Origin of the sequence: Bacillus sp. CH_48, assembly GCF_038008465.1 — a bacterium.
GTDB classification, from domain to species: Bacteria; Bacillota; Bacilli; order Bacillales; family Bacillaceae_G; genus Bacillus_A; species Bacillus_A thuringiensis_S.
Window position 1 is genome coordinate 3,524,651 of record NZ_JBBOZF010000001.1, and the last position, 23,353, is coordinate 3,548,003.

Sequence of the window (23,353 nt, forward strand, 5' to 3'; positions counted from 1 at the left end):
GATGAAAAAGGAGAGGTAGACTGAAATATAAGTTTTCCTCTCCTTTTTATATGGTGCATATTTATTTTTCCTGAATCTTTATTGTAATAAAAGAACTAGTCGACCTTTATAACAACAAGAGATGCATTGGAATAAATAATGTCACCCGTGGCTTCTCTTATTCGTAATCGAAGAACATCTCCTTGGTTTAAAGGTAATAGATCAGTTCTGGCGGATGTGGCTCTTACCCCAGAAGCACCACCAACTCGTGTTTCAATTGCGAATTGAATGGAATCGTTTATTGTAAGATTTAATATGCTAGACGAAATAGCTTGTATTACAAATACGATTGAAAAGGATACAGAGTATACACCAGTGGTATCAATTGTAATGGAGTTGTCTACTGGATTTAGAGTAGTTCCACTAACAGGTCCTGGAATGGTAAAGTTGACATTTGTATTAACTACTGCTGAAAAACCGATTCCTACTTCAGAAGTTATTGTTCCAAATACGGGAAGAATCCCTAAACCAGTTGCGCCAGTGGGACCAGTTATTCCAATTCCGGTAGGGCCTGTAACCCCAGTGGGACCAGTTATTCCGATACCGGCAGGACCTGTAACCCCAGTGGGGCCAGTTATTCCGATTCCGGTAGGACCTGTAACCCCGGTGGGACCAGTTATTCCGATTCCAGTAAAACCTGTCGCACCGGTAGGGCCTGTGATTCCAGTAGGTCCAGTAGGGAAAGTAAATGGTGGAATTGATGGTAGTGTGGGACCGATTAAATTTGGTTCCAGAGCAGGTCCATGTAAAGTATTATATTCTTCATTCATATAGTAAACCTCCTATCATTGCTTGTCATAATTATTAAATGTATTAGAGGAAGTAAATGACATTCGCAATAGCGGAGCCGCTTCTATAATTTTTCCTCAGCAAATATAGGTCTAGTTTAAGTGATATTGAAGCGTACAGTTACGTACTACTTAAGTATGACACCTTTACTTCTCACGTAACATATAGTATGATGATTTCAATAAATTAGATTTCAATGACTATAATATAAATTAATGAGAGGTGCTTTTTGTGAGTGCGGTAGGTACTAAATAGGAAAAATTTAATGAAATAAGTCAGATAAGAACAGGGGATTTTTATGTATACCATACCCCTAACTTTGTCATGGATTTATTTCGATACCTATGAAGATACCTACAATACTTTATAAAGCGTGTAATAAGGGACTGCCATCTATTTTTTTATGGCTTATTTCCTCATATGTTATTACACATGCCTTGTAAATGTAAAAGCTGCGGTATCCCCGCAGCTTTTTTGTATATATTTTTAATGTATAAAAATGGTAATTTAATAATGTAGAACTCATTGGAATCTAATGAGTAGGTATCTTCATTTATGATAAAAATCAATCATAGTGAGGAGAAACAAAATGAATACGATGACTTTTGAAAAGTTACAATATAACGAATTAAAGGATATAGTGAAATCTTATTGTGTAAGTGGATTAGGTAAGGAATTATTAAACAAATTAGAGCCGAGTACGAGTCTAAAAGTAGTGAGAAATCGCTTGAATGAAACGACAGAAGCACGAGCTATATTAGATGCAGAGGGGCATGTTCCTTTCTTCGGCATTTCTAATATTGCTAGTACAATTCAAAAATTAGAAAAAGGGATGATTTTAGATCCAGAAGAATTAGTAAGTGTTTCAGACTTTTTACGTGGATGTAGAAAGATTAAAAAGTTTATGTTAGATAAAGAATTTTTTGCACCAGTATTAGCTTCTTATGCAAATTCAATGACTGAATATAAAAGTATTGAAGAGGAAATTAACTTTTCAATTAAAGGAAATAGTATTGATGTAGCTGCAAGTAAAGAGTTAAAGCGAATTCGAAATAATATTGATTCTGTAGATGGGAAAATAAAAGAACGTTTAATGAAATTTTTAAATAGTAGTGCAAATAAGAAATTCATTCAGGAATTCTTTATTAGTAAAAAGGATGACCGTTATACGATTCCAATTAAATCTTCCTATAAAAATCAAGTTGCTGGAAGTATTATTGAAGCCTCGGCAAAAGGCTCTACTGTATTTATAGAACCGCATACGGTTACGAAATTGAATGCAGAATTAGCAGGTTTGAAAGCAGAAGAAGCGGTTGAAGAGTATCAGATTTTAGCGACGTTATCAGGAATGGTGTTAGAAAACATTTATAGTATAAAGATTAACATGGAGCTAATTAGTCAGTATGATATGGTATTTGCGAAGGCAAAGTTTAGTAAATCGATTGATGGAATAGAGCCGAAGTTAAATGATCATGGCTACATTCATTTAGTGAATTGTAAGCATCCGCTTTTAACAGGGCAAGTTGTACCGTTACATTTTAAAATTGGTCAAGAGTATCGTAGTTTAATTATTACAGGGCCGAATGCGGGCGGAAAGACAATTGTGTTAAAAACGATTGGATTGTTAACATTAGCTACAATGTCAGGCCTTCATATTGCAGGAGATAGAGGTACAGAAATCGCTATTTTCGAAAATGTATTCGTAGATATTGGTGATAATCAAAGTATTGAAAATGCATTAAGTACATTTTCGTCTCATATGAAAAATCTTTCTGAGATTATGAGGATGTCAAATAATAATACGTTGCTATTATTTGATGAAATTGGGAGCGGTACAGAACCGAATGAAGGTGCAGCACTTGCAATTTCTATTTTAGAAGAATTGTACCTTGCGGGATGTATTACCGTTGCGAGTACGCATTACGGAGAAATTAAACGATTCTCAGAAATGCACGATGACTTTATGAATGCAGCGATGCAATTTAATAGTGAAACGTTAGAGCCGCTTTATAAATTAGTTATCGGAAAATCAGGGGAAAGTAATGCACTTTGGATTGCGAATAAAATGAGCGTAAAAGAACATGTACTGAAAAGAGCGAAAGAGTACATGGGAAATAAAGAGTACGCTTTAGAAAAAGTGAATGAAAGTAAAATTAGAAAACCGAAATTTGTACAAGAAAAAAGAGAATCTCATTATGAGTACAAAATCGGCGATCGTGTGAATTTATTGGATTATGATGATTTTGGTATCATCTATAAGGAAAAAGATAATTTTTATAACGTTGTTGTATATTATAACGGTGAATTCGTTGAAGTAAATGTAAAACGTATTACTTTAGAAGTAGCAGCGAAGGAGTTATATCCAGAAGGATACGATTTAAATACACTATTTGTTGATTATAAAGAAAGAAAAATGCAACACGATATTGAGCGCGGATCGAAAAAAGCACTGCGTAAAATTCAAAAAGAAATAAGAAAGAATAGAGGATAAGTTAAAATGGTAACGATTAGACAAGAACAAAAAAATGATTATAGAAAAACAGAAGAAGTCGTAAAAGAAGCATTTTTACTTGAAGAATTTAGTGATAAAACAGAACATGAACTTGTAAAACGTATTAGAGAATGTGACGCGTTTGTTCCGGAGTTATCAATTGTTGCGGTAGATGAAGATATAGTTGGTCACATTATGTTATCGAAAATTACAATAGAACAAGATGGAACTTCTGTAGAATCGTTAGCACTTGCGCCAGTTTCAGTTGCTAGGGGCCATCAGAAGAAAGGAATTGGCGGAAAACTGATCACGGCTGCTTTAGAAAAAGCGAAAGAACTTGGATACGGATCAGTTGTAGTATTAGGACATCCAGAGTACTACCCGAAATTTGGTTTTAAGAAAGCAAGTGAGTGGAATGTAAAAGCATCGTTTGAAGTGCCTGAAGAAGTGTTTATGGCGATGGAGCTAAGAGAGAACGCTCTCCAAGGTGTAGAAGGAGTTGTTCAGTATTCGAGTGCTTTTGCTGAGTAGGAGTAACGGTTAAGAAATGTAATCATAAAAGATGCTATCTTTTTGTATGGATATACAGAAAGATAGCTTTTTTTATTAAGCGGATCTACTGACGTATATTTTGCTCAATGAATAATTGAGGTGGTAAAATTGAGATAGAAACGTAAAGGGAGAGAATAGAATGAATAAGCGAGAAACAGATAGCAATGAGAATGCAGTTACGTTATATGTTACAAGACACGGTAAAACAATATTAAATACGAATCATCGCGCGCAAGGTTGGGCTGATTCTCCATTAGTAGAAAAAGGTGTTGAAGTTGCCACAAATTTAGGAACAGGATTAAAAGATATTCATTTTATGAATGCGTATAGTAGTGATAGTGGCCGAGCGATTGAAACTGCTAATTTAGTATTAAAATATAGTGAGCAATCAAAATTAAAACTTGAGCAAAGAAAAGATTTGCGAGAATTAAATTTCGGTATTTTTGAAGGTGAAAAACTTGAGAATATGTGGGATGTGGTTGGAAAAGCTGCAGGCGTTCCATCACCAGAAGAACTTATGAAGTTTTCTATTCAAGAAGTGATTAATCTTATTAGAGTAGCAGATCCTACAAAACAGGCGGAAGATTGGGAATTATTTTCTACTCGTATAAAAGCTGAGATAGATAAAATTAGTGAAGAAGCTGCTGGAAATGGTGGCGGTAACGTTTTAGTTGTCGTTCATGGGCTTTTGATTACTACCTTAATAGAAATGTTAGACAGTAGCAAAACAAAACTTGGGGTGGAAAATGCTAGTGTGACGAAGATTGTATACCAAGATGGAACATATACAGTCGAGTCGGTTGGAGATATGAGTTATGTTGCAAAAGGGAAAGAAAGTGTGGAAATATAATTAAATCTCCAAGAGATATAAGAAAAGGAAGGTAGAGAAATCTAGCTTCCTTTTCTTATTGGAACGATTATGGAATTAATAAAATCTTCCCTGTACTTTTTCTGCTCTCTAATAATTTATGTGCAAGAGCACCATCTTGTAAGGAGAATGTAGTAGGGCACTCAATGTTTAATTTGCCAGTTGCGATCCAATCGAATAATTGAGTAGATCGTTTTTTACGTTCTTCATAAGTGGTAAGAACGTTCCAAAGGTCTCCGCCAGTTAAAGTTTTTGAAGTATCCATAAGCATACGTGGATCAACTGGCGCAGGATTACCACCAGCCATTCCGTAAAATACGACAGTACCGCCAATTTTAGTAGCGTTAAAACTGTCCTCTAATGTAGAACCTACTGATTCATATACAACATTTACTCCAGTTCCATTAGTCATTTCAAGTACTTTCGTATGCCATTCTTCGTTATATAAAAATACGTGATCGGCACCAGCTAATGTAGCTATCTTTGCTTTCTCTTTTGATGACGTTAAACCAATTACTTTTCCGCCATATAGTTTAATCATTTGAACAAGAAGTTGACCGACGCCACCAGCTGCAGCGTGTACTAAAGCTATATCACTTTGTTTTAGTTGATAGCTATCTTGCGTTAAATAATGTGCAGTTAATCCTTGTAATAAGACAGAAGCGGCTGTTTCAAAAGAAATAGAATCTGGTAGTGGGATTACTTTTTCAGATGGAACGGCAACTAGTTCTGCATTTGCAAATGGGACGTCCGCAAATGCAATACGGTCTCCTGGGTTGATAGTAGTAACGTCAGCTCCTACTTTTTCAACAATTCCAGCTCCTTCATAACCTAATACATAAGGCGGATTGCCAGCAAGATGATAATCGCCGCGGCGTCTATAAATATCAGCGAAGTTTAATCCGATTGCTTTCGTGCGGACTAGAATTTCATTTGGATTTATGATTGGATCATGTATTTCTTTATATTGTAGTACATCTGGATTTCCAAACTGTTCGAAACAAAGTGCTTTCATATGGAATCCCTCCATTTGTATTGTTTGTCGATGCTCTTTATCATACAATACAAATATCAATAGGCAAAGAGGATTATTTTGATGAAATCAATCGGAAATATCGATTGAAAAGAGGGATGATAAATGGAGATAAAACAATTAATTACATTTAAAGTAGCAGCAGACACTTTGAATTTTACACAAACTGCAAAGAAATTAAATTTTGCCCAATCAAGCGTAACGGCACAAATTAAAACGTTAGAAGCTGAGCTTGGTACACCGTTATTTGAAAGATTAGGAAAACGCCTTTTCTTAACTGAAGCAGGAAGAAAGTTTCAACTATATGCGGACAAGATAATCGCACTTAGTAAAGAAGCAAAGACGGCCGTGAAAGATGATGAGGAAATAGCAGGTACGTTAATAATTGGTGCACAAGAAAGTCAATGTACATACAGACTGCCTTCTATATTAAAGAGGTTTAAAGCACAATTTCCTCAAATAAAACTTATATTTAAACCAGCACATTCCAATAAAGATGCAAAGGAACAATTGATGGAGGGGAAAGTAGATCTTGCATTTATTTTGGACGAATGTAAAACAGAAGATGTTTTACATGTGGAACCACTTATGAAAGAAGAATTAAAAGTAGTAGCTGCTCCTACGCATCGTTTACTTGAACAACCTTCAGTTTCTATAAAAGATTTAGAGAGTGAAACACTTCTACTAACAGAATTAGGCTGCTCGTATCGGACTTTATTTGAAGAACTATTTCGTATAGAAGATGTGTATCCAGCAAATAAAATTGAGTTCGTTAGTGTCGAGGCAATTAAACAATGTGTTATTGCAGATTTAGGTATAGCTGTTCTACCAGCGATAGTAGTAGAAAAAGATATAAGAGAAGGGACAATAAAAGAGTTACATTTAGAAAATGCAATTTCATCGATTTATACACAAATTGCTTGGCATAAAGATAAATGGATGACAGCACCACTGCAGCAATTTATTGATGTAACAAGGGAGTTTTTTACAACGGATTAAGTGGAGAAATATTTATTTTATATAAAAGAAAAAATGGCAATTTTGTATAAAGAACCGATGCTTGAATATAACAAGTATCGGTTCTTTTATGTTTTAAATATAGAATGCTATAAAATGTGTATTTCTCAACTTTTTTCTTACAAGGATAAGTAAAATTCTTCGTATATTCCAATAATCATCAGGGAATTTACAACGTTTATTCGTTTCTGTAAGATGCCTCTAGGAAGAGTGAAAGGAGGGCTTACATAGCAGTATAGCTTGTCTTTAGTATACGTACTTATTGTGAGGGGGAATTTAAAATGTTTAAAAAGTTAATGAAAGTATGTGTGTTAAGTGCGGCAAGTATAGGTGTATTATTTAGTTTTCAAGGAAGTACATTTGCAGCTACTGATTTAAGTAGTTATTATGACGGGAAAAATCCAGCAACAACGAAAGTATACGGGGGAAGTACAACATGTGATGCAGATGGATTTAATGCAAAGTCTACAGCAGTTTATGAAGGTAGTAAAAAAGTGGGGACAGTGTATTTACGTTACAGTAATAAATGTCATGCAGCATGGGCTAAGTTTGTGTTAGATCAACCAGCACCAGCTGTTTCGGGAGGAGTGTACGCGTACGCTGTTGTAAATAAATACAAAAATGATGTATTCCAAAAATCAGTTACTTCTAATCAGGGGAACGGCACAATAAAAACAGGTCAAACGAGCACTTATACAGGAATGGTATTTGATTTAACTGCTGATTTCGGATACACAGCAGATGCTGAAGCAGTTACGTTTAATAACGGTTACGGGAAAACAGCACGTTACTAATAAAGGAGTGAAATTATATGAAACTTTTAAAAAAGACGAGTGCATGTTTATTGCTATCTTTACTCGTTGTAACTAGTATGTTTAGCACGATTAATAGCGATAAAGCATATGCAGAAGATCATTCATATGATGGGAAAAGTCCTTATTATAATAGTTGTGATCAATCCGCAGTAACGAAAGAGAAGAAATGGATAGATTCAAATTCTTATGTAGAATTAAAATTTAGCACGACGTGTAAGACGGCTTGGGCGAAAGTTACTGTAACTCGTCCAGCAGTTTATAATAACGAAGCTGATGCAAGGGTTGTTAGAAAAACAGATGGAAAGGCATATACTTGCGGAAGTGCTGGAGGAAATGGTGTTGTAAATAAAGGACAAACATCATGCTATACGCCAATGGTATATGACTTGGATCCAAGAAAAGCGCAAGCACAGGGGAAACATGCCATTCCGAATAGCGATGCTTATAATTATGCGGAGACTATTTGGTATTGATGAGGATATGGAGATTGTAAGGTAGAGTATTTTAAGAGCATGTTTAGATTGGATTTCAAAACATGCTCGATTTGTATTCATTCTAATTTTTTTGGTAATCATAAACCATTGAATTAACTAAGGTCAGTATCAGGAGGAGTATATCCAAGGTACCTAGCCATCGATACAATTTGTCCTTTATGATGAAACTCATGAGTCTCCGTATGAGTTAAAAGCCATAGCGGAGTTGTGCTCCAAGGTTCTTTTTGCCCCTTTACTTCATTTGCTATATTTTCGAGCCAACGGTCATTGTATTCATCTAAAAAACGTTGTACAGTCTCATCTACTAACTTAAATCTAGCACGGACTTTTTCCACATCTGCATGCTCAATTTCGTAATCGCTAGCAAATGAAAAATCTGCTCTTTTTTGCTTGAATGCGAATGATCCAAGCCAGTATCGGTAGCAATCGGCTACATGAATATGAGTCTTTATAATGCTACCGCTTCCGAAATTAGGAACTGTGCTATGTAATGTTTCTACGGGGATTTCTTCCAAAAACGAAAATAGAGTTTCTCTTGTAGAGCTAATAAGATTATATTGTTGTTTTAAAATATGTAACATGCAAGTACACTCCTCTTTTATTTACATAGTAAGTAATTCTATATTTACGAGGAGTGAACCTTTTTATTATTTTTAATAAGCATATTAGATGTATTTCTTATTTGTTTCTGATAGATTAAACAAGGTGAAACGTTAATAAGTTGAACATTCTTAGTTCATAATAAATTGTACATGAAGAAGGGAAACGATCAAATGAATAGACTAGTTGGCTTAAAACAATTTGAAATAACGCGCGGGGCATTACTTAAATTTATGGAAACGTTAGATGATAAAACTGCAGATACGCAGCCAGAGGGTTTTAACAATACAATTCGCTGGCATATCGGTCATGTGTTAACGGCAGCAGAGGTTTTCATGTTTGGAAAAGAATTCAAACAATTACCAACTGAATATCCAGGTATGTTTGGGTATGGATCACGACCATCTAAATGGAAAACAGAAGGACCATCGTTAGAAGTATTAACGGCTCAATTAAAAGAACAAGCAAAACGTATTAACGAAATTCCAGCAGAAGCATTTGAAAATAAACTGCCAGAGCCATTCCTAGGATTGGAAACAGTAGGGGAGCTTTACGGTATGATGCTTTATCATGAAGCTGATCATATTGGGCAAATGAAAGCGATGGAACGTATTATTAAAGCTCTTTAGTCTTAATTGCATATAACAAGCAATACAGTTGTAATGTTAAATAATATATACAAAAAAGGTAGATAAATTATTATCTACCTTTTTTGTATAACTTCTTGAAGGATTAGGGATTATCATCGTGGTGCTGATGAAGAAGGATTAGAGAATTTTATAATTTTTTAGGTTGTGATTATTAATTGTAGTATTCCTAAATATGGAATATAAGTATAATGATAGAGAAGAACTAGAAATAGGGGTGAATACTATGATTACATTAGAGCAAAAGTTAGAGCAATATAAACATACATATGTACAGTTAAAGGGAGAACTAAAATGGAAAACGAGTGATTCTCGAACAGGAATGATGATTGCTGCTATGTATGCAGGTAGTGATAAATTGTTTAATCTCGAACGTTTTTTAGAAATTAGTAGTTATATTAAGAATCAGGTAGGGATGTTTTCATACTTAAAGTCTTATCATCGTTTTGTAGTGGCCGCAACATTAGATATTCACTTTACAGATTACAAGAAAGCTTTTCGGACGTTTTTAGATTTATATGAACAATTGGTCACTAGTGGCTTTAGCCGGAGTATATTTACTTATCTCGCAGCAGCTGTGCTTTTAACAGAAGAAAATGAACAGCATGGCGCGCACATTCAGCGTTCGATGCAAGTATATAAACGCATGAAAAAGGATCACCTCTTTCTTACAAGTACAAATGATTATCCGCTCGCGGTTTTATTAGCAGGACAATCAGAGAATGTAGAAACACTTATGGATCGTGTAGAACGTCTGTATCAGAAACTAGCGAAAGCTGGTTTGCGTAAAGGGAATGATCTTCAGTTTTTAAGTCATATTCTTTCACTAAAGAAGGATGTCCGTGAAGAAATGTTAGTTGCAACATGTACAAACATATGGAATTTGTTAAAACAAGAAAAGGTAAAAGTGAAACAGATGCATTATCCAGCAATCGGGCTACTAGCGTTACTTGAAGATGGAGAAAAAGAGATTTATGCTATTAAAGCGTTGATTGAAAAACTGCAGGGGGAGAAATTATTCCGTTGGCATGCAGATGCGAATATTCTTATTGCTATTCAACTGTTCGTAAGTCAGAAAGGTGAGGAAAGTAAAGCTACCAACACAGGTTTACAAACTATGATAGAAGTCCTCATACAAGCACAACAAGCAGCTATGATGGCAACGATTGCCGCTTCATCTGCAGCAACATCTTCTGCTAGTAGTAGCTCATAATATGTAACTACTTTAATAAGGAAGGTAAAAAAGCCCATCACTTTCTAATGAGTGATGGGCTAAATATTTTTACATAATCAGCATTATTTTTTCGACTCTTTCAAATGTTTGAGTTGTGTAACAATCATAATGCTAATAACAACGAGTAAAAACCATGAACTAATTTTGCTTAAGTGAACGAGATTCCACGCTTCCCGTTGATTTGGATATTGCCATGCTCCGAAAAATGTTGCGATGTTCTCTGCAATCCAAATAAAGAACCCAATAAGGAAAAAGGAGAGAACGAGTGGCATTTTATATGTAACGCCTCGTAATGAAAATTCTACAAATGTCCGAAAGAAAACGATGAATAAAAGTACAGTTAATACCCATCTAAAGTCATATAGAAAATGATGTGTGAAAAAATTAAAGTAAATCATAGCGCCTAGCGGTATAGCAAAAATAGCCCTCGGCCAATGGTACATTTGTAAATGTAATCTTCTCCACGCTTGGCATATGTAACTGGCAACACTTGCATACATAAAGCCACTGTAAAGTGGAACTCCAAAAACTTTTGAATATGCCTCTTCTGGATAACTCCATGAACCGAAATGTACTTTATATATTTCTAGTAAAAGCCCGATAAGGTGAAAAACAGTAATTACTTTTAGTTCATCTTTCGTCTCAAGTCCAGTCTTATACATAATCCACTGCATAAGAAGACATACGATGAGTATGAAATCATAGCGGTATAACCCTGGGATGGAAATGATTTTTGATAGGGCTAGTGTTAAGAAAATAACGACTGGGAATAAACAGGATAATGCTTGCTCGTAAGTGAAATGTAATAGTTGTTTTATATAGAACATTGTATCTCCTTTTTGTTAGAAAAATCAAAATAATGACTAAGTATACTACAATTTAAAAAATAAACCAGCAGTCTATTTTGCATGTATTTGTAAGTTTTAGAAAGGAATTGTAATAAGTATTTTAATATTTAACAAATTAAAAAAATAGTTTGCTATTTTAAAAAAGTGAGGATATAATTTCTAAATAAAAATGATAATTATTATCAATAAATATTATAAAATAAAAATAATTATAAAAAAACAACTGAATATAAAGGATGAAATGAAACATGTTACATAAGTCTGCTGTATATGCTGGCAATAAGCACATGAAACATATTAAGTTCATATGTTTCATGTGCTTATCAATTTTATGTTTAATCGGATCTATATTTTTAGCTATTGCATTCGGTGCAAAGGATATCCATTTGCAAACCGTATGGACAGCGGTTTTTGATTATAATCCGAAATTAACGCAGCACCAAATTATATATGAATTAAGGCTCCCAAGGGTAATTGGAGCAGCAGTTGTAGGAGCAGCTTTTGCGGTCGCTGGGGCTGTTATGCAAGGAGTAACACGAAATCCTTTAGCTGATGCAGGTGTGCTTGGCATAAATGCAGGTGCGATGTTTGTAGTAGCACTTAGTTTTGCCTTTTTTCCGCATATGCCATATTCCTATTTAATGATTGTCTCTTTTATTGGAGCGGTTTTAAGTACAGTACTCATTTTTATTATCGGATCGGCCACATCAGGCGGATTAACACCAATGAGGTTAACGATTGCTGGAGCGGTTATGGCAGCGCTTTTACATTCATTAAGTTCAGGTGTTGCGATTTATTATGATTTAAGCCAAGATTTAGCGTTTTGGTATGCTGGTGGTGTTGCAGGGGTTAAGTGGGAACACTTGAAATTTTTAGTCCCTATTATTCTTATAACGATTATTTTTGCGACAATGCTAGGGAGATCTATTTCACTCATATCAATGGGAGATGATGTTGCTACAAATTTAGGAGTGAAAACGAACCGAACGAGAATATTAGGGATGATTATAGTAGTCATTCTTGCAGGTGTATCTGTTTCAGCTGTTGGTTCTATCGGATTTGTAGGACTCGTTATTCCGCATATTGCTAGAAAATTAGTTGGTGTTAATTATCGACTCATTATTCCTATGTCAGCATTATTAGGTGCTATGTTATTAGTTTTAGCTGACCTAGGAGCAAGAGCAGTAAACCCTCCTAAAGAACTTGCGATAGGAATTATGGTAGCTCTTGTTGGAGTTCCGTTCTTCCTCTATATAGCACGTAAAGTTGGGAGGGAGCTATAAGTGAAGGGTCTTATTAACACAGATAAAAAAAGAGCCATTACTGTAACTACAATATTCGGTTGTATTGGTATCGCTGTCATTTTACTTAGCTTAAATACAGGGACACTTAGTATTGCACCGCTCAAAGTAATTCAAACGCTTTTCGGTTATGGTGATTTTGAAAGTGCAACCGTGCTATACGATTATCGTATGCCAAGAATTATAATCACAATGTTAGCTGGTATTGGCCTTGGGATTTCCGGTGCGATTTTACAAGGATTATCACGTAACGCACTTGCAGACCCTGGTATTTTAGGATTGCATTCAGGTGCATCTTTCGGGCTAATTATATTTGTTACTTTCTTTCATTCTATTAATGAGAATGCATCGATTTTAATACCGTTATTTACATTTGGTGGGGGAATACTAGCTGCATTTTTAATTATTATACTTGCGAGTGATCGATCAAAAGGTTTACTTCCTATTAGACTTATTCTCGTTGGTATTGCTGTTTCAGCTGGATTTAGTGCGATTTCGTTATTTTTCTCTCTCAAGTTAAATGATGAGACATATACATTCGCTTCCAGATGGTTAGTTGGTAACGTGTGGGGAAGGGATTGGATTCATGTCCTTGCATTATTACCTTGGATTTTCATACTAACCCCGTATGCATGGCTAAAATCTAAAACGTTAAATGCATTGTCACTAGGTGATAGTGTGGCAGCAGGACTTGGTGTTTCTGTTCAAAAAGAACGGTTACTACTTTTAGCTACAGCGGTTGGATTATCTTGCGCGAGTGTATCGATGGCAGGAGGAATTGGTTTTATCGGTTTAGTTGCTCCGCATATTGCAAGAAAGTTAGTAGGTACTACGTATCAACATTTTCTTCCTTTAGCTGGCATTATCGGAATGATTATTTTAGTGCTAGCAGATACGATAGGTCGTTCTATATTTGAGCCAAACTCTATTCCAGCTGGTGTAGTAGTGGCAGCTTTAGGAGCACCGTATTTTCTTTATTTACTTACAAAAACAAAATAAATACTTCAAAGAGGAGAACATATGAAAAAGAAACTTACTATTTTATTTAGCATGATGTGTATTTTAGTATTAGCAGCATGTGGTCAAACGAAAGCTAATGAAGAGGCAACGAAAAAAACGGAAAAAAGTAATGACCCAAAAATTGCTTCAATGTCTATTCATTTAACAAATGATTTACTTGCATTAGGAATTACACCAGTAGGTTCTGTTATTGGGGGAGATTTAAAAGATTTCTTACCGCACGCTAAAGAGAAGTTGAAAGATACGAAGAAGCTTGGTGTTGTAACAGATCCGAATATGGAAGCGTTACTTCAATTAAAGCCAACTGACATTTATGTTGATGAAAAATATGCTGGTAAAGATGTAGCGAAATACGAAAAAATTGCAAAAACACATTCTTTCAATTTAGATGAAGGTACGTGGAGAGATCATTTAAAACAAGTTGGTAAACTTGTAAACCGTGAGAAAGAAGCAGATAAATATATTCAAGATTACGAAGAGCAATCAAAACGAGTAAAAGGTTTAATAGATAAAGAGCTAGGTAATAACGAAAAAGTAATGGCAATTCGCGTTACTGCAAAAGAATTGCGTGTATTTAGTACGAAAAGACCGATGGGACCAATTTTATTCCAAGACTTAGGGTTACAGCCTGCAAATGGTGTAGAGAAAATTGATGGAAACCGCCCTTTCGAAGTCATTTCACAAGAAGTATTACCTGACTTTGATGCAGATGCGATTTTCGTTGTTGTAAATAGAGATGATAAAGCAAAAGCAGCATTTAAACAACTTCAAGAAACGCCAATTTGGAAAGACTTAAAAGCAGTTAAAGGCAAGCACGTATACATTATCAATGATCAACCATGGCTGGACTATTCTGCTTTAGGAAACAAAATGGCAATGGATGAAGCGGAGAAAATGTTTACGAAATAATATAGTTTTGCTATTAGGAAAGGCCCTCTAAATTTGGAGGGCCTTTCTATTATTGTTAGAATAAATAAAAAATTATACAATGAAGTTAATTCAATATGGAGGAGATGTGCCAATGTCAGTGCTTATTGTAAGTATCCCATTTATGAAACAGTTTATGGAATAAGGGGATAAATAGTCTAAAATAAGTATCCCCGTTATTTAAAAGGGGGAGTTTGAAATGACAATGAATCTTTTTCGAAATAAAACGATTAAATTATCAGCTATGAGAGAAATAGATGCTGAAGTAATGGCTATGTGGCAAGAAGATAGTGAGTATTTAAGACATGTTGATACAGATGTAGCATTCCCGCAATCTTTAAATGAAATAGCAAGTGATGAGTTATTAAAAGGACGGAGATCGAATAGTGTTTCTTTCATGGTAAGGACAGTTCAAGAAGATCGCTTAATTGGTTTTGTGGCGATTCATGGTATAGAGTGGAATAACAGAACAGGTTTATTAGCCATTGGTATAGGAGATGCGAATGATAGAGGAAAAGGATATGGGAAAGAAGCAATACATCTTATTCTAAAGTATGCTTTCTATGAATTGAATTTACACCGCATCGGTCTCGATGTTATTTCGTATAATAAACCTGCCATTGCATTGTATAAAAAGATGGGTTTTCAAATGGAAGGCTGTATGAGAGAAGCGGTTCAAAGAGATGGGAAGTGTTTTGACCGTCTGATTATGGGGATATTGCGGGATGAATGGATAGAGCTGCAAGGTTAGAAAGTACATTCGAAATTATATATGTAGTATGCAGGAGATATAATGGTAATTGGCGAAAATTTACAGTGTGTTGATTGAATTTATAAGGAGTCATGCAAAATGAATTTAGAAAAGGCAAAACCAGTAAATGAAGAGGTCGCCGAATTAAAAGAACTTATTAAAGAGTTACACGGAAGTGTGCACCAACTTCAAAGTGAAGTGCAGCAACTAAGGCACGAAAGACCAGTTGTTGAAGTGAGAAAAGGTGTTCAATTATCACCAACAATTGTCGGACAAATTGGTGGTATGATTTTAGGTGGTTTAGCAATTATCGGTATATTTTGGTGATGAAAAAAGGTTTGCAGCACGGATGCTGCAAACCTTTTGTATTTGACGATATAATTTCATGCAATACAACTTTTACATTAAATAACGTAAATATATATAAGCATGTGATAACAAGAGTGCAACAATAGTTAATGGTAAACCAATTTTTAAGAAGTCCATATAAGAGAAGCCATGTCCTTCACGTTTTGCAATACCAGCAACGACTACGTTTGCAGATGCTCCGATTAGCGTTCCATTTCCTCCTAAGCAAGCTCCAAGTGATAACGCCCACCATAGTACTTCGATTTGCGGAGAGTCGACAGATAGTCCGAGTCCTGTAGCTAAGTCTTGAATAAGCGGGATCATCGTTGCGACAAATGGGATGTTGTCGATTGTCGCAGATGCGATGCCAGATACCCATAAAATAAGTATAGCTGCGAATCCGATGTCACCGTTTGTTACGTCGAGTACTTCTTTTGCAAGTGAAGAGATAAGTCCGATATCAATTAACCCGCCAACGAGAACGAATAGTCCGGCGAAGAAGAAAATGGTTACCCATTCAACGTGGGCAAATACATCTTCAATATCATGTTCTTTCACGCCGGTTAACATAAGAAGTGTAGCGCCTGTCATCGCGATAACAGCAGCGTCTACATGAATAATCGAATGAAGTACGAAGCCTAAAATAGTTAGTCCTAAAATCGAAATGGATTTTAAAAGGAGGCTTTGATCTTTAATGTAATCTTTTTCGTTTAATGCCATTAGTTTTTCGATTTGTTCAGATGTTGTTTTTAGTTTGTTACGATACATGAAGTAAATAATGCCAAGTGTCACAATAGAAATAATAATTACAATTGGAGCTAAGTTAAGTAAAAAGGCGTTAAAGTCTAAATGTTTGTTTGCTGATCCAATCATAATATTAGGTGGATCACCGATTAATGTTGCTGTTCCACCTATATTTGAAAATAGCACTTCTGAAATCAAATAAGGCACAGGATTTACTTTTAAAATACGTGTAATGGATAATGTAACAGGAACGATTAATAAAACGGTTGTTACATTGTCCAAAAATGCTGATCCGACAGCGGTTAATAGGGATAGTAATAATAAAATGCGAATCGGTTTTCCACCAGCTGCTTTTGCCGCTTTAATGGCCACAAATTCAAATACGCCTGATTGACTCGTAATATGTACGAGAATCATCATCCCGATTAAAAGGGTGATCGTTTCCCATTGAATATGTGATGTGAAAGCGGTATGTAAATCTACAACTCCAAAAATAATCATAATAGCAGCACCGAATAGTGCGATTACAGCACGATTCAATTTTTCAGAAATAATAAATCCGTACGTAATTAAAAATACGGCAATTGCAAAATAATATTGCCAATTTGCTACTTCATGTGCTGATTGTTCCAATCATGTCACCTTCTTTAAAGTATGTATTCAATTGTCGAAATGTATCTCGCTGCAATAATGCGGGATAAAATATATTGTAGCAAATTCAAAAAAGAAAGAAAACTATTTAACGAAGTGAAGGAAAAAATGTATTTTTTACATATCATATAAAAAATATAAAAAACGCAGTGCAAATTATTAGGAAAAGTGAGCGTTGTCCTCTAATATAGAGATAGCAATTTACATTATTTTTGCGTAAAATGGTTTAAAGAGGTGAATTCCGATGGAAATAGTAAAAGATAGTTCTCTTATTCAAAATGAAATTGAACGTTTTGTAAATAAAGATGTATATATTCATTTAGAAACGACAAACGGAGCGTATGCATCACACATAAATGAAAAGATGATGACAGTTGGTGCTTTCATTCGAAATGCGATTATCCGTTTTGAACGCGGGAAGATAACTGGAACAAATCCATACCGAGTTGGTCTGAAAATGGATCACGGTTGGGTATATGCTGAAGGTATTACGCACTGGGAAGTAGACGATCAAGAGCGTTTATTATTAGCTGGACATGATAATTTAGGTCGTCTAGCAGTTGCACTTGAGTTAAGCTTAACACCATTTAAGTAAGAAGGAGGGAAACTTATGGAGAGACATGTACTTGTTGTATTTCCGCATCCAGATGATGAAGCATATGCTGCGGGAGGAACAATTCGCTTATTAACAGATCAAGGAGTACCTGTAACATATGCATGTGGTACTCTAGGACAAATGGGACGTAACATGGGTAAGAATGTATTCGCTAACCGTGAAACGATTCCAAATATCCGTGAGAAAGAATTGAAAGATGCTTGTGAAGCGATGGGCATTAAAGATTTAAGAATGCTTGGCTTCCATGATAAAACGTTAGAGTTTGAAGATGTTGATTTTGTTGCTGACAAAATTGAAGCAATCATTCAAGAAGTAAATCCATCTCGAATTATTACATTTTACCCAGAGCACGGTGTACATCCAGATCATAATGCATTTGGCCGCGCTGTCGTTCGCGCTGTATCACGTATGCCAAAAGAAGAGCGCCCAGTTATTCATGCTGTTGCGATTACGAAAAATCGTGAAGCAGTATTAGGAGAACCGGATGTTGTAAATAACATTAGTGAAGTATTTGATCATAAATTAACTGCATTAGGTGCGCACCGTTCACAAACAGAAGCAATGCTTGAAGACACGCATGCAAAAATAAAAAACAAAGATGCAGCAACATTAAAATGGCTGCAACTTGAACAGTTTTGGACTTATAAATGGGAGTAGGCTAGAAGGATACCTTCTAGTTGCTCTTATATAGAAAAGCGCCGTCACTTGTGATGGCGCTTTTTCTTGTTGAAGACTATATATTTCTTAGGGGGCTTCAAAATTTTAAAATTAACGTGCAGTATAGCCTCCATCAACAAGAAGTGTTGTACCGTTAACAAAACTAGCATCATCACTTGCTAAAAATAAGACAGCTTTAGCGACTTCTTCTGGTGTTCCAAGTCTGCCTTGTGGATGAAGTGAAGCTAAATATTCTTTCTGTTCAGGATTAACACTACCAAGTAAAGGGGTGTCAATATAACCGGGGCACACCGCATTAATACGTATTCCATATTTAGCGTAGGCAGTACATAAATTTTGAGTTAATAGTTTCACACCACCTTTTGCAGAGGAGTATGCTGTTGGGGTAGGTAATGAAACAAAACTATGAATCGAACCAGCGTTAACGATGACACCACCTGTACCTTGTTTAAGGAATTGTTCAATCGAATATTTATTAGAAAGGAATACCCCAGACAAATTAATATCAATAGTTCTTTTCCATTTTTCATAGGATAATTCATTTGCCGGTGCATCATCAGCAACGCCGGCATTGGCATACATAATATCTAATTTACCGTATGTACTTACTGTCTCATGAATTAGCTGTTTAATATCTGCCTCTTTTGTTACATCAGTTTTAATAAATAACGTATTATATCCATGTGCATTCAATTCATCTGATAGTTCTTTTCCACGTTCAGAAAAGTCAGCAATAACTACTTTTGCACCTTCTTCGATAAAAAGACGAACAGTAGATTCGCCAATTCCACTTGCTCCACCAGTTATGATTGCTACTTTGTCTTTCAATTTCATATAAACCTCTCCATTCATCAATGAATTTAAGTCGAATTTTAAAATCTGGTTATATCACTATTAACCTTAAATAGTAAGTAGATAGAAGAAAAAGCTCGCGTTTACTTAATTGTAAGAGTGCTATTTTTTCTTTAGTGTACTTTTTGATACAGTTATGGACGAAAATATTAATTTGGTCAATCTTATCATTAGATTGAATATTTGGTAAAGAGCTCTCGAACAGAGCGAGTACGGATGTTGAAAAATTAAAATAAATATGAAGTATTATTTGTAGGGTAAGGAACAAGGGGGAGAGAAGCATAACGAAAACTACTACTCTATTTAAATAGGAAAAAACCTTGCAGGGGGGCAAGGCTTTAAACAGGGTATTAAAAATGATTGATTTATTAAGAAGAACTTCTTCTTGTGAATAAACTAATTTTAGCATGATAACTCATATGTATGTGTTACGAATTTGTGAATAAAAACTCAATGATAAAAGTATGAGTGAAAGGAAATAATGTATTTGAAATATGTATTATTACAGAAAGTTTAGTTGAAATAGTGAGGAAAATAAAAAAGCGCAATGAGCAAAATAATTAAGAGACGAATTATATGAAAGGTTAGTGGAACGCCTACTATTTAATTCTTTAGAACTGATTTTTAATAATGTATATAAGAAGCGTATATTTTGAATTATTTAATAGAATAATATATATTTATATTGATTTAGTGATTTTAGTTTTTTAAAAATGGGGAAATGGATATGAAGGTTAAATTTGCCGTAATAAAAGATGAGAACTTTGATTGTAGTTTATTGGAAACAAAATTATTGAAAACTTTTAAAGAAGTAGATTGTGAAGCAGATATTGTAAAGGTTGAGGATGAAATTTTTGAAAACAATGATATACAAATGCATTTGTCAGAAATAACCATTAATGTTACTGGGAAAAATATCGGATTTAGATCCGTTTCAGCCAGTATATTTATTGTTCTAGAGAGTTTATCAATACAGCTATTTCGTATTCATATTAGTATACTTTAAGCAGTTCAAAAAGTGGATTCTTCAGAAAATCATACTGATTATATTGAGTTGTAAATATGAAAATAATAGAAATTATCGTAGGTGCTCCCGAATGTTGGATTGCACATTGTTTGTTGTTAAATAAACAAGGGATACTTTTTCTAATTTGAACGTATCTTAACGCTAATTTATAAATAGAAGAATGGAAACATGTGAGTAATTCAATTAAATTGTACAAATAATTTGGTACGCGGATATACGGAATGTATTCACAGGTAAGAGGGTTGTCTCATAATATATATAGATTTTTCTATTAAGATGAACAGAGGGTGTGAATATATGGAAGATGTTTACGCTAAAATTGACAGTCTCAAGGCGGAGCAAAAAGAAATTATGCGAGACATTCGAAATTTAGAAACGCGTACCACTATTAATGAGAAAGACATAGCAACAATCAATAAGCAATTAGAAAAAATAAGTACAAACACAACTTGGATTTTGCGAATTATTATTAGTACGATAATAATGTCAGTTTTAGGATTGATATTAAAAGGAATGATTTAGTCTTGTGAAATAGAACAATATAAAAGAAAGAGGGGAGCTCCCTCTTTCTTTTATATAAATGAGAAGCTATAAATTTTCCGTTTCCTTTTCATCTGCATATTTTTCCTCTAAAGAAATTAATAGAGGAATGGATACAGTTACTAGAATGATTAAAGTAGTTATAAAAGATTTAGAAAGAGAAAAAGAACCTTCAATGAAAGGTGATAAAAACTTGAATGAAAGTATACTTGTTATTAAGGAAATTACTAAAAAGCTAAAAAGAGATATATTTTTATTCTTTATAGATGTCTCTATAAAGTTTTTAACACAGGTTATTACGACAAATATAGTTAATATGATAAGAGAAACAAAATAATGTGTTAAATTCGTCATACTAATAGTAGGGTCTTCTATTATGTAAGCAAGTAACTTAGATACTAATATTCCTCCAAACAATAAAATAATAAAAGCAAGTAATCCTTCTGATATATAAGTGCTGAAATTCTCTTTCTTGTTAAAGAGTTTGTAGTTCAGAGTGGATTGGATTATTTGAATTAGGAATAGGGTAATAATCCATACATAATATACAAATGGTAATTCTCCTGAGAATAGAGAAATTAGAAAGTTTACTACTGTCCTTAAAATTTCAATCATTACGAAAGTCCTCCTACTTGTTCAGCGTTATGATATTAGGAATATATCGGTCTATCATTTTATAATTAGGTTTATAAATTCAAACTATTTCTAATTATTCCATAATAAGGTGGTTATATCAAGTTGTTATCTTCTATGGGGTGTATTAGTTGTTCACTAATATAAAAAGAACATTTGAACGTTAATACTAGAAAAATAAAAGTAATATGTAATATAATTGAAAAAGTATGTTTTAAAATCAATGTTAATATTACCCTCCTATAAGTATTAACATACGTAATTGAGGTGTTTTCTTTGTTGTTTTATGACCGGATTTCTATAATGGCCCCTCCTGTTCCATAGCTTAGGAAAGTCTTTTTACTTCTGAGATTTTCAAAGTTATAGGAGGGTATGAAAAATGAAAAAAGTCTCGGTACCATCACTTTTGTTAATGATTGTTCTTGTCGCATTTCCGCAAATTAGTGAAACGATTTACACACCATCTTTACCAGACATTTCAAAGGCATTACAGGTAAGTAATAATGAGGTGCAGTTAACACTTAGTGTGTATTTTGCTGGATTTGCGTTAGGTGTATTTTTTATTGGTTGGTTATCAGATATAATTGGTCGTCGCCGGGCGATGTTACTTGGAATTGTCGTATATGGCGTTGGGAGTTTCTTGTGCTTTATTGCAAATTCCATTGAAGTTTTATTGCTAAGTCGTTTTATTCAAGCGTTTGGAGCAAGTGCAGGATCCGTGGTTACACAAACGATTCTTCGGGAAAGTGTAGATGGGCATAAACGCCATGTTATGTTTGCTCAAATTTCGGCAGTCATTGCTTTTACACCAGCGATAGGCCCGCTAGTTGGGGGCTTTCTTGATCAAATGTTTGGATTTAAAATAGTATTTTTAAGTTTAGTTGTTATGAGTGTCGGGATTTTTCTGTATACGTTTGTTTCTCTTCCAGAAACAAAAACAGACTCAGTGACAAATAAAATAAATGTCTTTTCAGTATTGAAAAGATTAATTACAAATCCGAAAGTAGTAACATATGGGCTATTAATTGGAGGAGCAAATGGTGTTTTATTTAGCTATTATGCAGAAGCACCGTTTATCTTTATCGAATACTTTCAGTTATCACCCAGTACGTATGGATTTTTAGGAATTGTTGTTGCGTCTGCTTCTATTGTTGGAGCGAAAGTTTCAAAACGTTTACTGGTTACTTATAAGCCAGAGAAAATTATATATATCGGTTGTCTTGTAATGACAGGTGGAGCAGTCGTTTTATCTATTATTACTTCAGTTGGATCAAATCCAAATATAATATATATGATTGGATTTTTAGTAGCGATGTTTATATTGCTATTAGGAATTGGAGTAGCGTTACCTAATTGTTTAAGTTTAGCATTAGTAGATTTTCAAGATGTTATTGGTACAGCTGGTGCATTGTTTAGCTTAGGGTACTATATAATTGTAACGGTGACAATTTTGGGAATGAGTCAGCTGCATACAGGCTCGTTACTGGTGATGCCACTTTATTTTCTGGTTATTGTAGTTATTATGATGGTGTTTACTAAAGTGTTTATTTTAGGTAAACAAACTTCAAAAGCAATTTAAATATGAAATGGTAAAAGGGTCTCATTAAAAATGAGACTCTTTTATATTTTATGCCTCAAAATTGGACTGGACTAAAGAAGTTAGTAATTTATTAATATATTAAATTTCTGATTGGTATATGAATCTAACGTTTGGGAAATCACGTTATCAACTATGAAGATTGAAGTACATGAGATGTGAAACCGAGGAAGAAATGCCATCCTTGGTTATTTATATTGTAATAATATTCATACCGGAATCATATTGAATAGATGTATTT

Annotated in this window: 25 protein-coding genes; 18 read left to right on the forward strand and 7 right to left on the reverse strand. The window is 34.4% G+C overall.

Going from position 1 to position 23,353, the window contains the following annotated elements:
• Positions 1 to 95: 95 nt before the first annotated feature.
• Positions 96 to 809: an exosporium leader peptide-containing protein gene (locus tag N2V92_RS17700; protein WP_001001586.1), complete on the reverse strand. Its 714-nt coding sequence runs from the start codon at positions 807 to 809 to the stop codon at positions 96 to 98.
• A gap of 608 nt (positions 810 to 1,417) precedes the next feature.
• On the opposite strand from N2V92_RS17700, the gene N2V92_RS17705 reads away from it, so the two are divergent.
• The 3 genes from N2V92_RS17705 to N2V92_RS17715 all read left to right on the forward strand — a co-directional run bounded on the left by N2V92_RS17705 (position 1,418) and on the right by N2V92_RS17715 (position 4,721).
• On the forward strand, positions 1,418 to 3,319 hold the full coding sequence (locus tag N2V92_RS17705) for an endonuclease MutS2 (RefSeq protein WP_001095201.1): 1,902 nt from the start codon (positions 1,418 to 1,420) through the stop codon (positions 3,317 to 3,319).
• A 6-nt stretch (positions 3,320 to 3,325) separates the two neighbouring features.
• Positions 3,326 to 3,850: a GNAT family N-acetyltransferase gene (locus tag N2V92_RS17710; RefSeq protein WP_042598406.1), complete on the forward strand. Its 525-nt coding sequence runs from the start codon at positions 3,326 to 3,328 to the stop codon at positions 3,848 to 3,850.
• A gap of 160 nt (positions 3,851 to 4,010) precedes the next feature.
• Positions 4,011 to 4,721 carry a histidine phosphatase family protein gene (locus N2V92_RS17715; RefSeq protein WP_001042048.1) on the forward strand — a complete coding sequence of 237 codons (711 nt, stop codon included), beginning with the start codon at positions 4,011 to 4,013 and terminating at the stop codon, positions 4,719 to 4,721.
• A gap of 67 nt (positions 4,722 to 4,788) precedes the next feature.
• Here N2V92_RS17715 and N2V92_RS17720 read toward each other — a convergent pair whose 3' ends face one another.
• Complete coding sequence (locus N2V92_RS17720; RefSeq protein ID WP_016077422.1) at positions 4,789 to 5,754, reverse strand: quinone oxidoreductase family protein; 966 nt, start codon at positions 5,752 to 5,754, stop codon at positions 4,789 to 4,791.
• A 123-nt stretch (positions 5,755 to 5,877) separates the two neighbouring features.
• Between N2V92_RS17720 and N2V92_RS17725 the strand changes: the two genes are divergently transcribed.
• From N2V92_RS17725 to N2V92_RS17735, 3 genes are all read left to right on the forward strand, one after another.
• Positions 5,878 to 6,771, forward strand: a complete 894-nt coding sequence (locus tag N2V92_RS17725) for a LysR family transcriptional regulator (RefSeq protein ID WP_000403873.1) — start codon at positions 5,878 to 5,880, stop codon at positions 6,769 to 6,771.
• Between the two features lie 299 nt (positions 6,772 to 7,070).
• Positions 7,071 to 7,583, forward strand: a complete 513-nt coding sequence (locus N2V92_RS17730) for a YjfA family protein (RefSeq protein WP_000473731.1) — start codon at positions 7,071 to 7,073, stop codon at positions 7,581 to 7,583.
• A gap of 17 nt (positions 7,584 to 7,600) precedes the next feature.
• Positions 7,601 to 8,077, forward strand: coding sequence for a DUF2690 domain-containing protein (locus N2V92_RS17735; RefSeq protein WP_000771161.1), 477 nt, complete (start codon positions 7,601 to 7,603; stop codon positions 8,075 to 8,077).
• Positions 8,078 to 8,190: 113 nt separating this feature from the next.
• On the opposite strand, the gene N2V92_RS17740 is transcribed toward N2V92_RS17735, so the two are convergent.
• Positions 8,191 to 8,679, reverse strand: coding sequence for a DinB family protein (locus tag N2V92_RS17740; protein ID WP_016077424.1), 489 nt, complete (start codon positions 8,677 to 8,679; stop codon positions 8,191 to 8,193).
• 171 nt (positions 8,680 to 8,850) lie between these two features.
• Between N2V92_RS17740 and N2V92_RS17745 the strand changes: the two genes are divergently transcribed.
• Both N2V92_RS17745 and N2V92_RS17750 read left to right on the forward strand, forming a co-directional pair.
• A complete protein-coding gene (locus tag N2V92_RS17745; protein ID WP_003279300.1) occupies positions 8,851 to 9,327 on the forward strand; it encodes a DinB family protein in 477 nt (158 codons plus the stop codon).
• 193 nt (positions 9,328 to 9,520) lie between these two features.
• Entirely contained in the window at positions 9,521 to 10,558 is a 1,038-nt protein-coding gene (locus N2V92_RS17750) for a DUF4003 domain-containing protein (protein WP_003309751.1), read from the forward strand.
• 83 nt (positions 10,559 to 10,641) lie between these two features.
• Here N2V92_RS17750 and N2V92_RS17755 read toward each other — a convergent pair whose 3' ends face one another.
• Positions 10,642 to 11,406 (reverse strand): DUF817 domain-containing protein, encoded by a 765-nt coding sequence (locus tag N2V92_RS17755; protein WP_000499382.1) that lies wholly within the window; start codon positions 11,404 to 11,406, stop codon positions 10,642 to 10,644.
• Between the two features lie 269 nt (positions 11,407 to 11,675).
• Between N2V92_RS17755 and N2V92_RS17760 the strand changes: the two genes are divergently transcribed.
• The 5 genes from N2V92_RS17760 to N2V92_RS17780 all read left to right on the forward strand — a co-directional run bounded on the left by N2V92_RS17760 (position 11,676) and on the right by N2V92_RS17780 (position 15,753).
• Positions 11,676 to 12,710 (forward strand): FecCD family ABC transporter permease, encoded by a 1,035-nt coding sequence (locus tag N2V92_RS17760; protein WP_000902700.1) that lies wholly within the window; start codon positions 11,676 to 11,678, stop codon positions 12,708 to 12,710.
• On the forward strand, positions 12,711 to 13,727 hold the full coding sequence (locus N2V92_RS17765) for a FecCD family ABC transporter permease (protein ID WP_000677264.1): 1,017 nt from the start codon (positions 12,711 to 12,713) through the stop codon (positions 13,725 to 13,727).
• A 21-nt stretch (positions 13,728 to 13,748) separates the two neighbouring features.
• Positions 13,749 to 14,657 (forward strand): iron-hydroxamate ABC transporter substrate-binding protein, encoded by a 909-nt coding sequence (locus N2V92_RS17770; protein WP_000728216.1) that lies wholly within the window; start codon positions 13,749 to 13,751, stop codon positions 14,655 to 14,657.
• Between the two features lie 217 nt (positions 14,658 to 14,874).
• The gene (locus N2V92_RS17775) at positions 14,875 to 15,426 is read left to right on the forward strand and encodes a GNAT family N-acetyltransferase (protein ID WP_000178503.1); all 552 of its coding nucleotides are present in this window, start codon (positions 14,875 to 14,877) and stop codon (positions 15,424 to 15,426) included.
• A 99-nt stretch (positions 15,427 to 15,525) separates the two neighbouring features.
• Positions 15,526 to 15,753, forward strand: a complete 228-nt coding sequence (locus tag N2V92_RS17780) for a hypothetical protein (RefSeq protein WP_001047304.1) — start codon at positions 15,526 to 15,528, stop codon at positions 15,751 to 15,753.
• A 72-nt stretch (positions 15,754 to 15,825) separates the two neighbouring features.
• On the opposite strand, the gene N2V92_RS17785 is transcribed toward N2V92_RS17780, so the two are convergent.
• Positions 15,826 to 17,151, reverse strand: coding sequence for an ArsB/NhaD family transporter (locus tag N2V92_RS17785; RefSeq protein ID WP_000437996.1), 1,326 nt, complete (start codon positions 17,149 to 17,151; stop codon positions 15,826 to 15,828).
• 262 nt (positions 17,152 to 17,413) lie between these two features.
• On the opposite strand from N2V92_RS17785, the gene N2V92_RS17790 reads away from it, so the two are divergent.
• A complete protein-coding gene (locus tag N2V92_RS17790) occupies positions 17,414 to 17,764 on the forward strand; it encodes a YojF family protein (protein WP_000407045.1) in 351 nt (116 codons plus the stop codon).
• 15 nt (positions 17,765 to 17,779) lie between these two features.
• A complete protein-coding gene (bshB2, locus tag N2V92_RS17795) occupies positions 17,780 to 18,442 on the forward strand; it encodes a bacillithiol biosynthesis deacetylase BshB2 (protein WP_000439487.1) in 663 nt (220 codons plus the stop codon).
• 111 nt (positions 18,443 to 18,553) lie between these two features.
• Here the strand turns inward: bshB2 and N2V92_RS17800 are convergent, their stop codons facing one another.
• Positions 18,554 to 19,297: an SDR family NAD(P)-dependent oxidoreductase gene (locus N2V92_RS17800; RefSeq protein WP_000768020.1), complete on the reverse strand. Its 744-nt coding sequence runs from the start codon at positions 19,295 to 19,297 to the stop codon at positions 18,554 to 18,556.
• A gap of 745 nt (positions 19,298 to 20,042) precedes the next feature.
• On the opposite strand from N2V92_RS17800, the gene N2V92_RS17805 reads away from it, so the two are divergent.
• Both N2V92_RS17805 and N2V92_RS17810 read left to right on the forward strand, forming a co-directional pair.
• Positions 20,043 to 20,321 (forward strand): hypothetical protein, encoded by a 279-nt coding sequence (locus tag N2V92_RS17805; protein ID WP_000865002.1) that lies wholly within the window; start codon positions 20,043 to 20,045, stop codon positions 20,319 to 20,321.
• 318 nt (positions 20,322 to 20,639) lie between these two features.
• Entirely contained in the window at positions 20,640 to 20,864 is a 225-nt protein-coding gene (locus N2V92_RS17810) for a hemolysin XhlA family protein (RefSeq protein WP_000390464.1), read from the forward strand.
• A gap of 66 nt (positions 20,865 to 20,930) precedes the next feature.
• Here N2V92_RS17810 and N2V92_RS17815 read toward each other — a convergent pair whose 3' ends face one another.
• Entirely contained in the window at positions 20,931 to 21,497 is a 567-nt protein-coding gene (locus N2V92_RS17815) for a DUF5823 family protein (RefSeq protein ID WP_000570034.1), read from the reverse strand.
• A gap of 397 nt (positions 21,498 to 21,894) precedes the next feature.
• On the opposite strand from N2V92_RS17815, the gene N2V92_RS17820 reads away from it, so the two are divergent.
• A complete protein-coding gene (locus N2V92_RS17820) occupies positions 21,895 to 23,094 on the forward strand; it encodes a multidrug effflux MFS transporter (protein ID WP_000758019.1) in 1,200 nt (399 codons plus the stop codon).
• The last annotated feature ends 259 nt before the right edge of the window (positions 23,095 to 23,353 follow it).

Excerpts from the sequence above, each read along its gene's own strand:
- N2V92_RS17700 (WP_001001586.1), bottom strand. The coding sequence starts at position 809 with ATGAATGAAGAATATAATACTTTACATGGACCTGCTCTGGAACCAAAT.
- N2V92_RS17705 (WP_001095201.1), top strand. The coding sequence starts at position 1,418 with ATGAATACGATGACTTTTGAAAAGTTACAATATAACGAATTAAAGGAT.
- N2V92_RS17710 (WP_042598406.1), top strand. The coding sequence starts at position 3,326 with ATGGTAACGATTAGACAAGAACAAAAAAATGATTATAGAAAAACAGAA.
- N2V92_RS17715 (WP_001042048.1), top strand. The coding sequence starts at position 4,011 with ATGAATAAGCGAGAAACAGATAGCAATGAGAATGCAGTTACGTTATAT.
- N2V92_RS17720 (WP_016077422.1), bottom strand. The coding sequence starts at position 5,754 with ATGAAAGCACTTTGTTTCGAACAGTTTGGAAATCCAGATGTACTACAA.
- N2V92_RS17725 (WP_000403873.1), top strand. The coding sequence starts at position 5,878 with ATGGAGATAAAACAATTAATTACATTTAAAGTAGCAGCAGACACTTTG.
- N2V92_RS17730 (WP_000473731.1), top strand. The coding sequence starts at position 7,071 with ATGTTTAAAAAGTTAATGAAAGTATGTGTGTTAAGTGCGGCAAGTATA.
- N2V92_RS17735 (WP_000771161.1), top strand. The coding sequence starts at position 7,601 with ATGAAACTTTTAAAAAAGACGAGTGCATGTTTATTGCTATCTTTACTC.
- N2V92_RS17740 (WP_016077424.1), bottom strand. The coding sequence starts at position 8,679 with ATGTTACATATTTTAAAACAACAATATAATCTTATTAGCTCTACAAGA.
- N2V92_RS17745 (WP_003279300.1), top strand. The coding sequence starts at position 8,851 with ATGAAGAAGGGAAACGATCAAATGAATAGACTAGTTGGCTTAAAACAA.
- N2V92_RS17750 (WP_003309751.1), top strand. The coding sequence starts at position 9,521 with ATGGAATATAAGTATAATGATAGAGAAGAACTAGAAATAGGGGTGAAT.
- N2V92_RS17755 (WP_000499382.1), bottom strand. The coding sequence starts at position 11,406 with ATGTTCTATATAAAACAACTATTACATTTCACTTACGAGCAAGCATTA.
- N2V92_RS17760 (WP_000902700.1), top strand. The coding sequence starts at position 11,676 with ATGTTACATAAGTCTGCTGTATATGCTGGCAATAAGCACATGAAACAT.
- N2V92_RS17770 (WP_000728216.1), top strand. The coding sequence starts at position 13,749 with ATGAAAAAGAAACTTACTATTTTATTTAGCATGATGTGTATTTTAGTA.
- N2V92_RS17775 (WP_000178503.1), top strand. The coding sequence starts at position 14,875 with ATGACAATGAATCTTTTTCGAAATAAAACGATTAAATTATCAGCTATG.
- N2V92_RS17780 (WP_001047304.1), top strand. The coding sequence starts at position 15,526 with ATGAATTTAGAAAAGGCAAAACCAGTAAATGAAGAGGTCGCCGAATTA.
- N2V92_RS17790 (WP_000407045.1), top strand. The coding sequence starts at position 17,414 with ATGGAAATAGTAAAAGATAGTTCTCTTATTCAAAATGAAATTGAACGT.
- bshB2 (WP_000439487.1), top strand. The coding sequence starts at position 17,780 with ATGGAGAGACATGTACTTGTTGTATTTCCGCATCCAGATGATGAAGCA.
- N2V92_RS17800 (WP_000768020.1), bottom strand. The coding sequence starts at position 19,297 with ATGAAATTGAAAGACAAAGTAGCAATCATAACTGGTGGAGCAAGTGGA.
- N2V92_RS17805 (WP_000865002.1), top strand. The coding sequence starts at position 20,043 with ATGAAGGTTAAATTTGCCGTAATAAAAGATGAGAACTTTGATTGTAGT.
- N2V92_RS17810 (WP_000390464.1), top strand. The coding sequence starts at position 20,640 with ATGGAAGATGTTTACGCTAAAATTGACAGTCTCAAGGCGGAGCAAAAA.
- N2V92_RS17815 (WP_000570034.1), bottom strand. The coding sequence starts at position 21,497 with ATGATTGAAATTTTAAGGACAGTAGTAAACTTTCTAATTTCTCTATTC.
- N2V92_RS17820 (WP_000758019.1), top strand. The coding sequence starts at position 21,895 with ATGAAAAAAGTCTCGGTACCATCACTTTTGTTAATGATTGTTCTTGTC.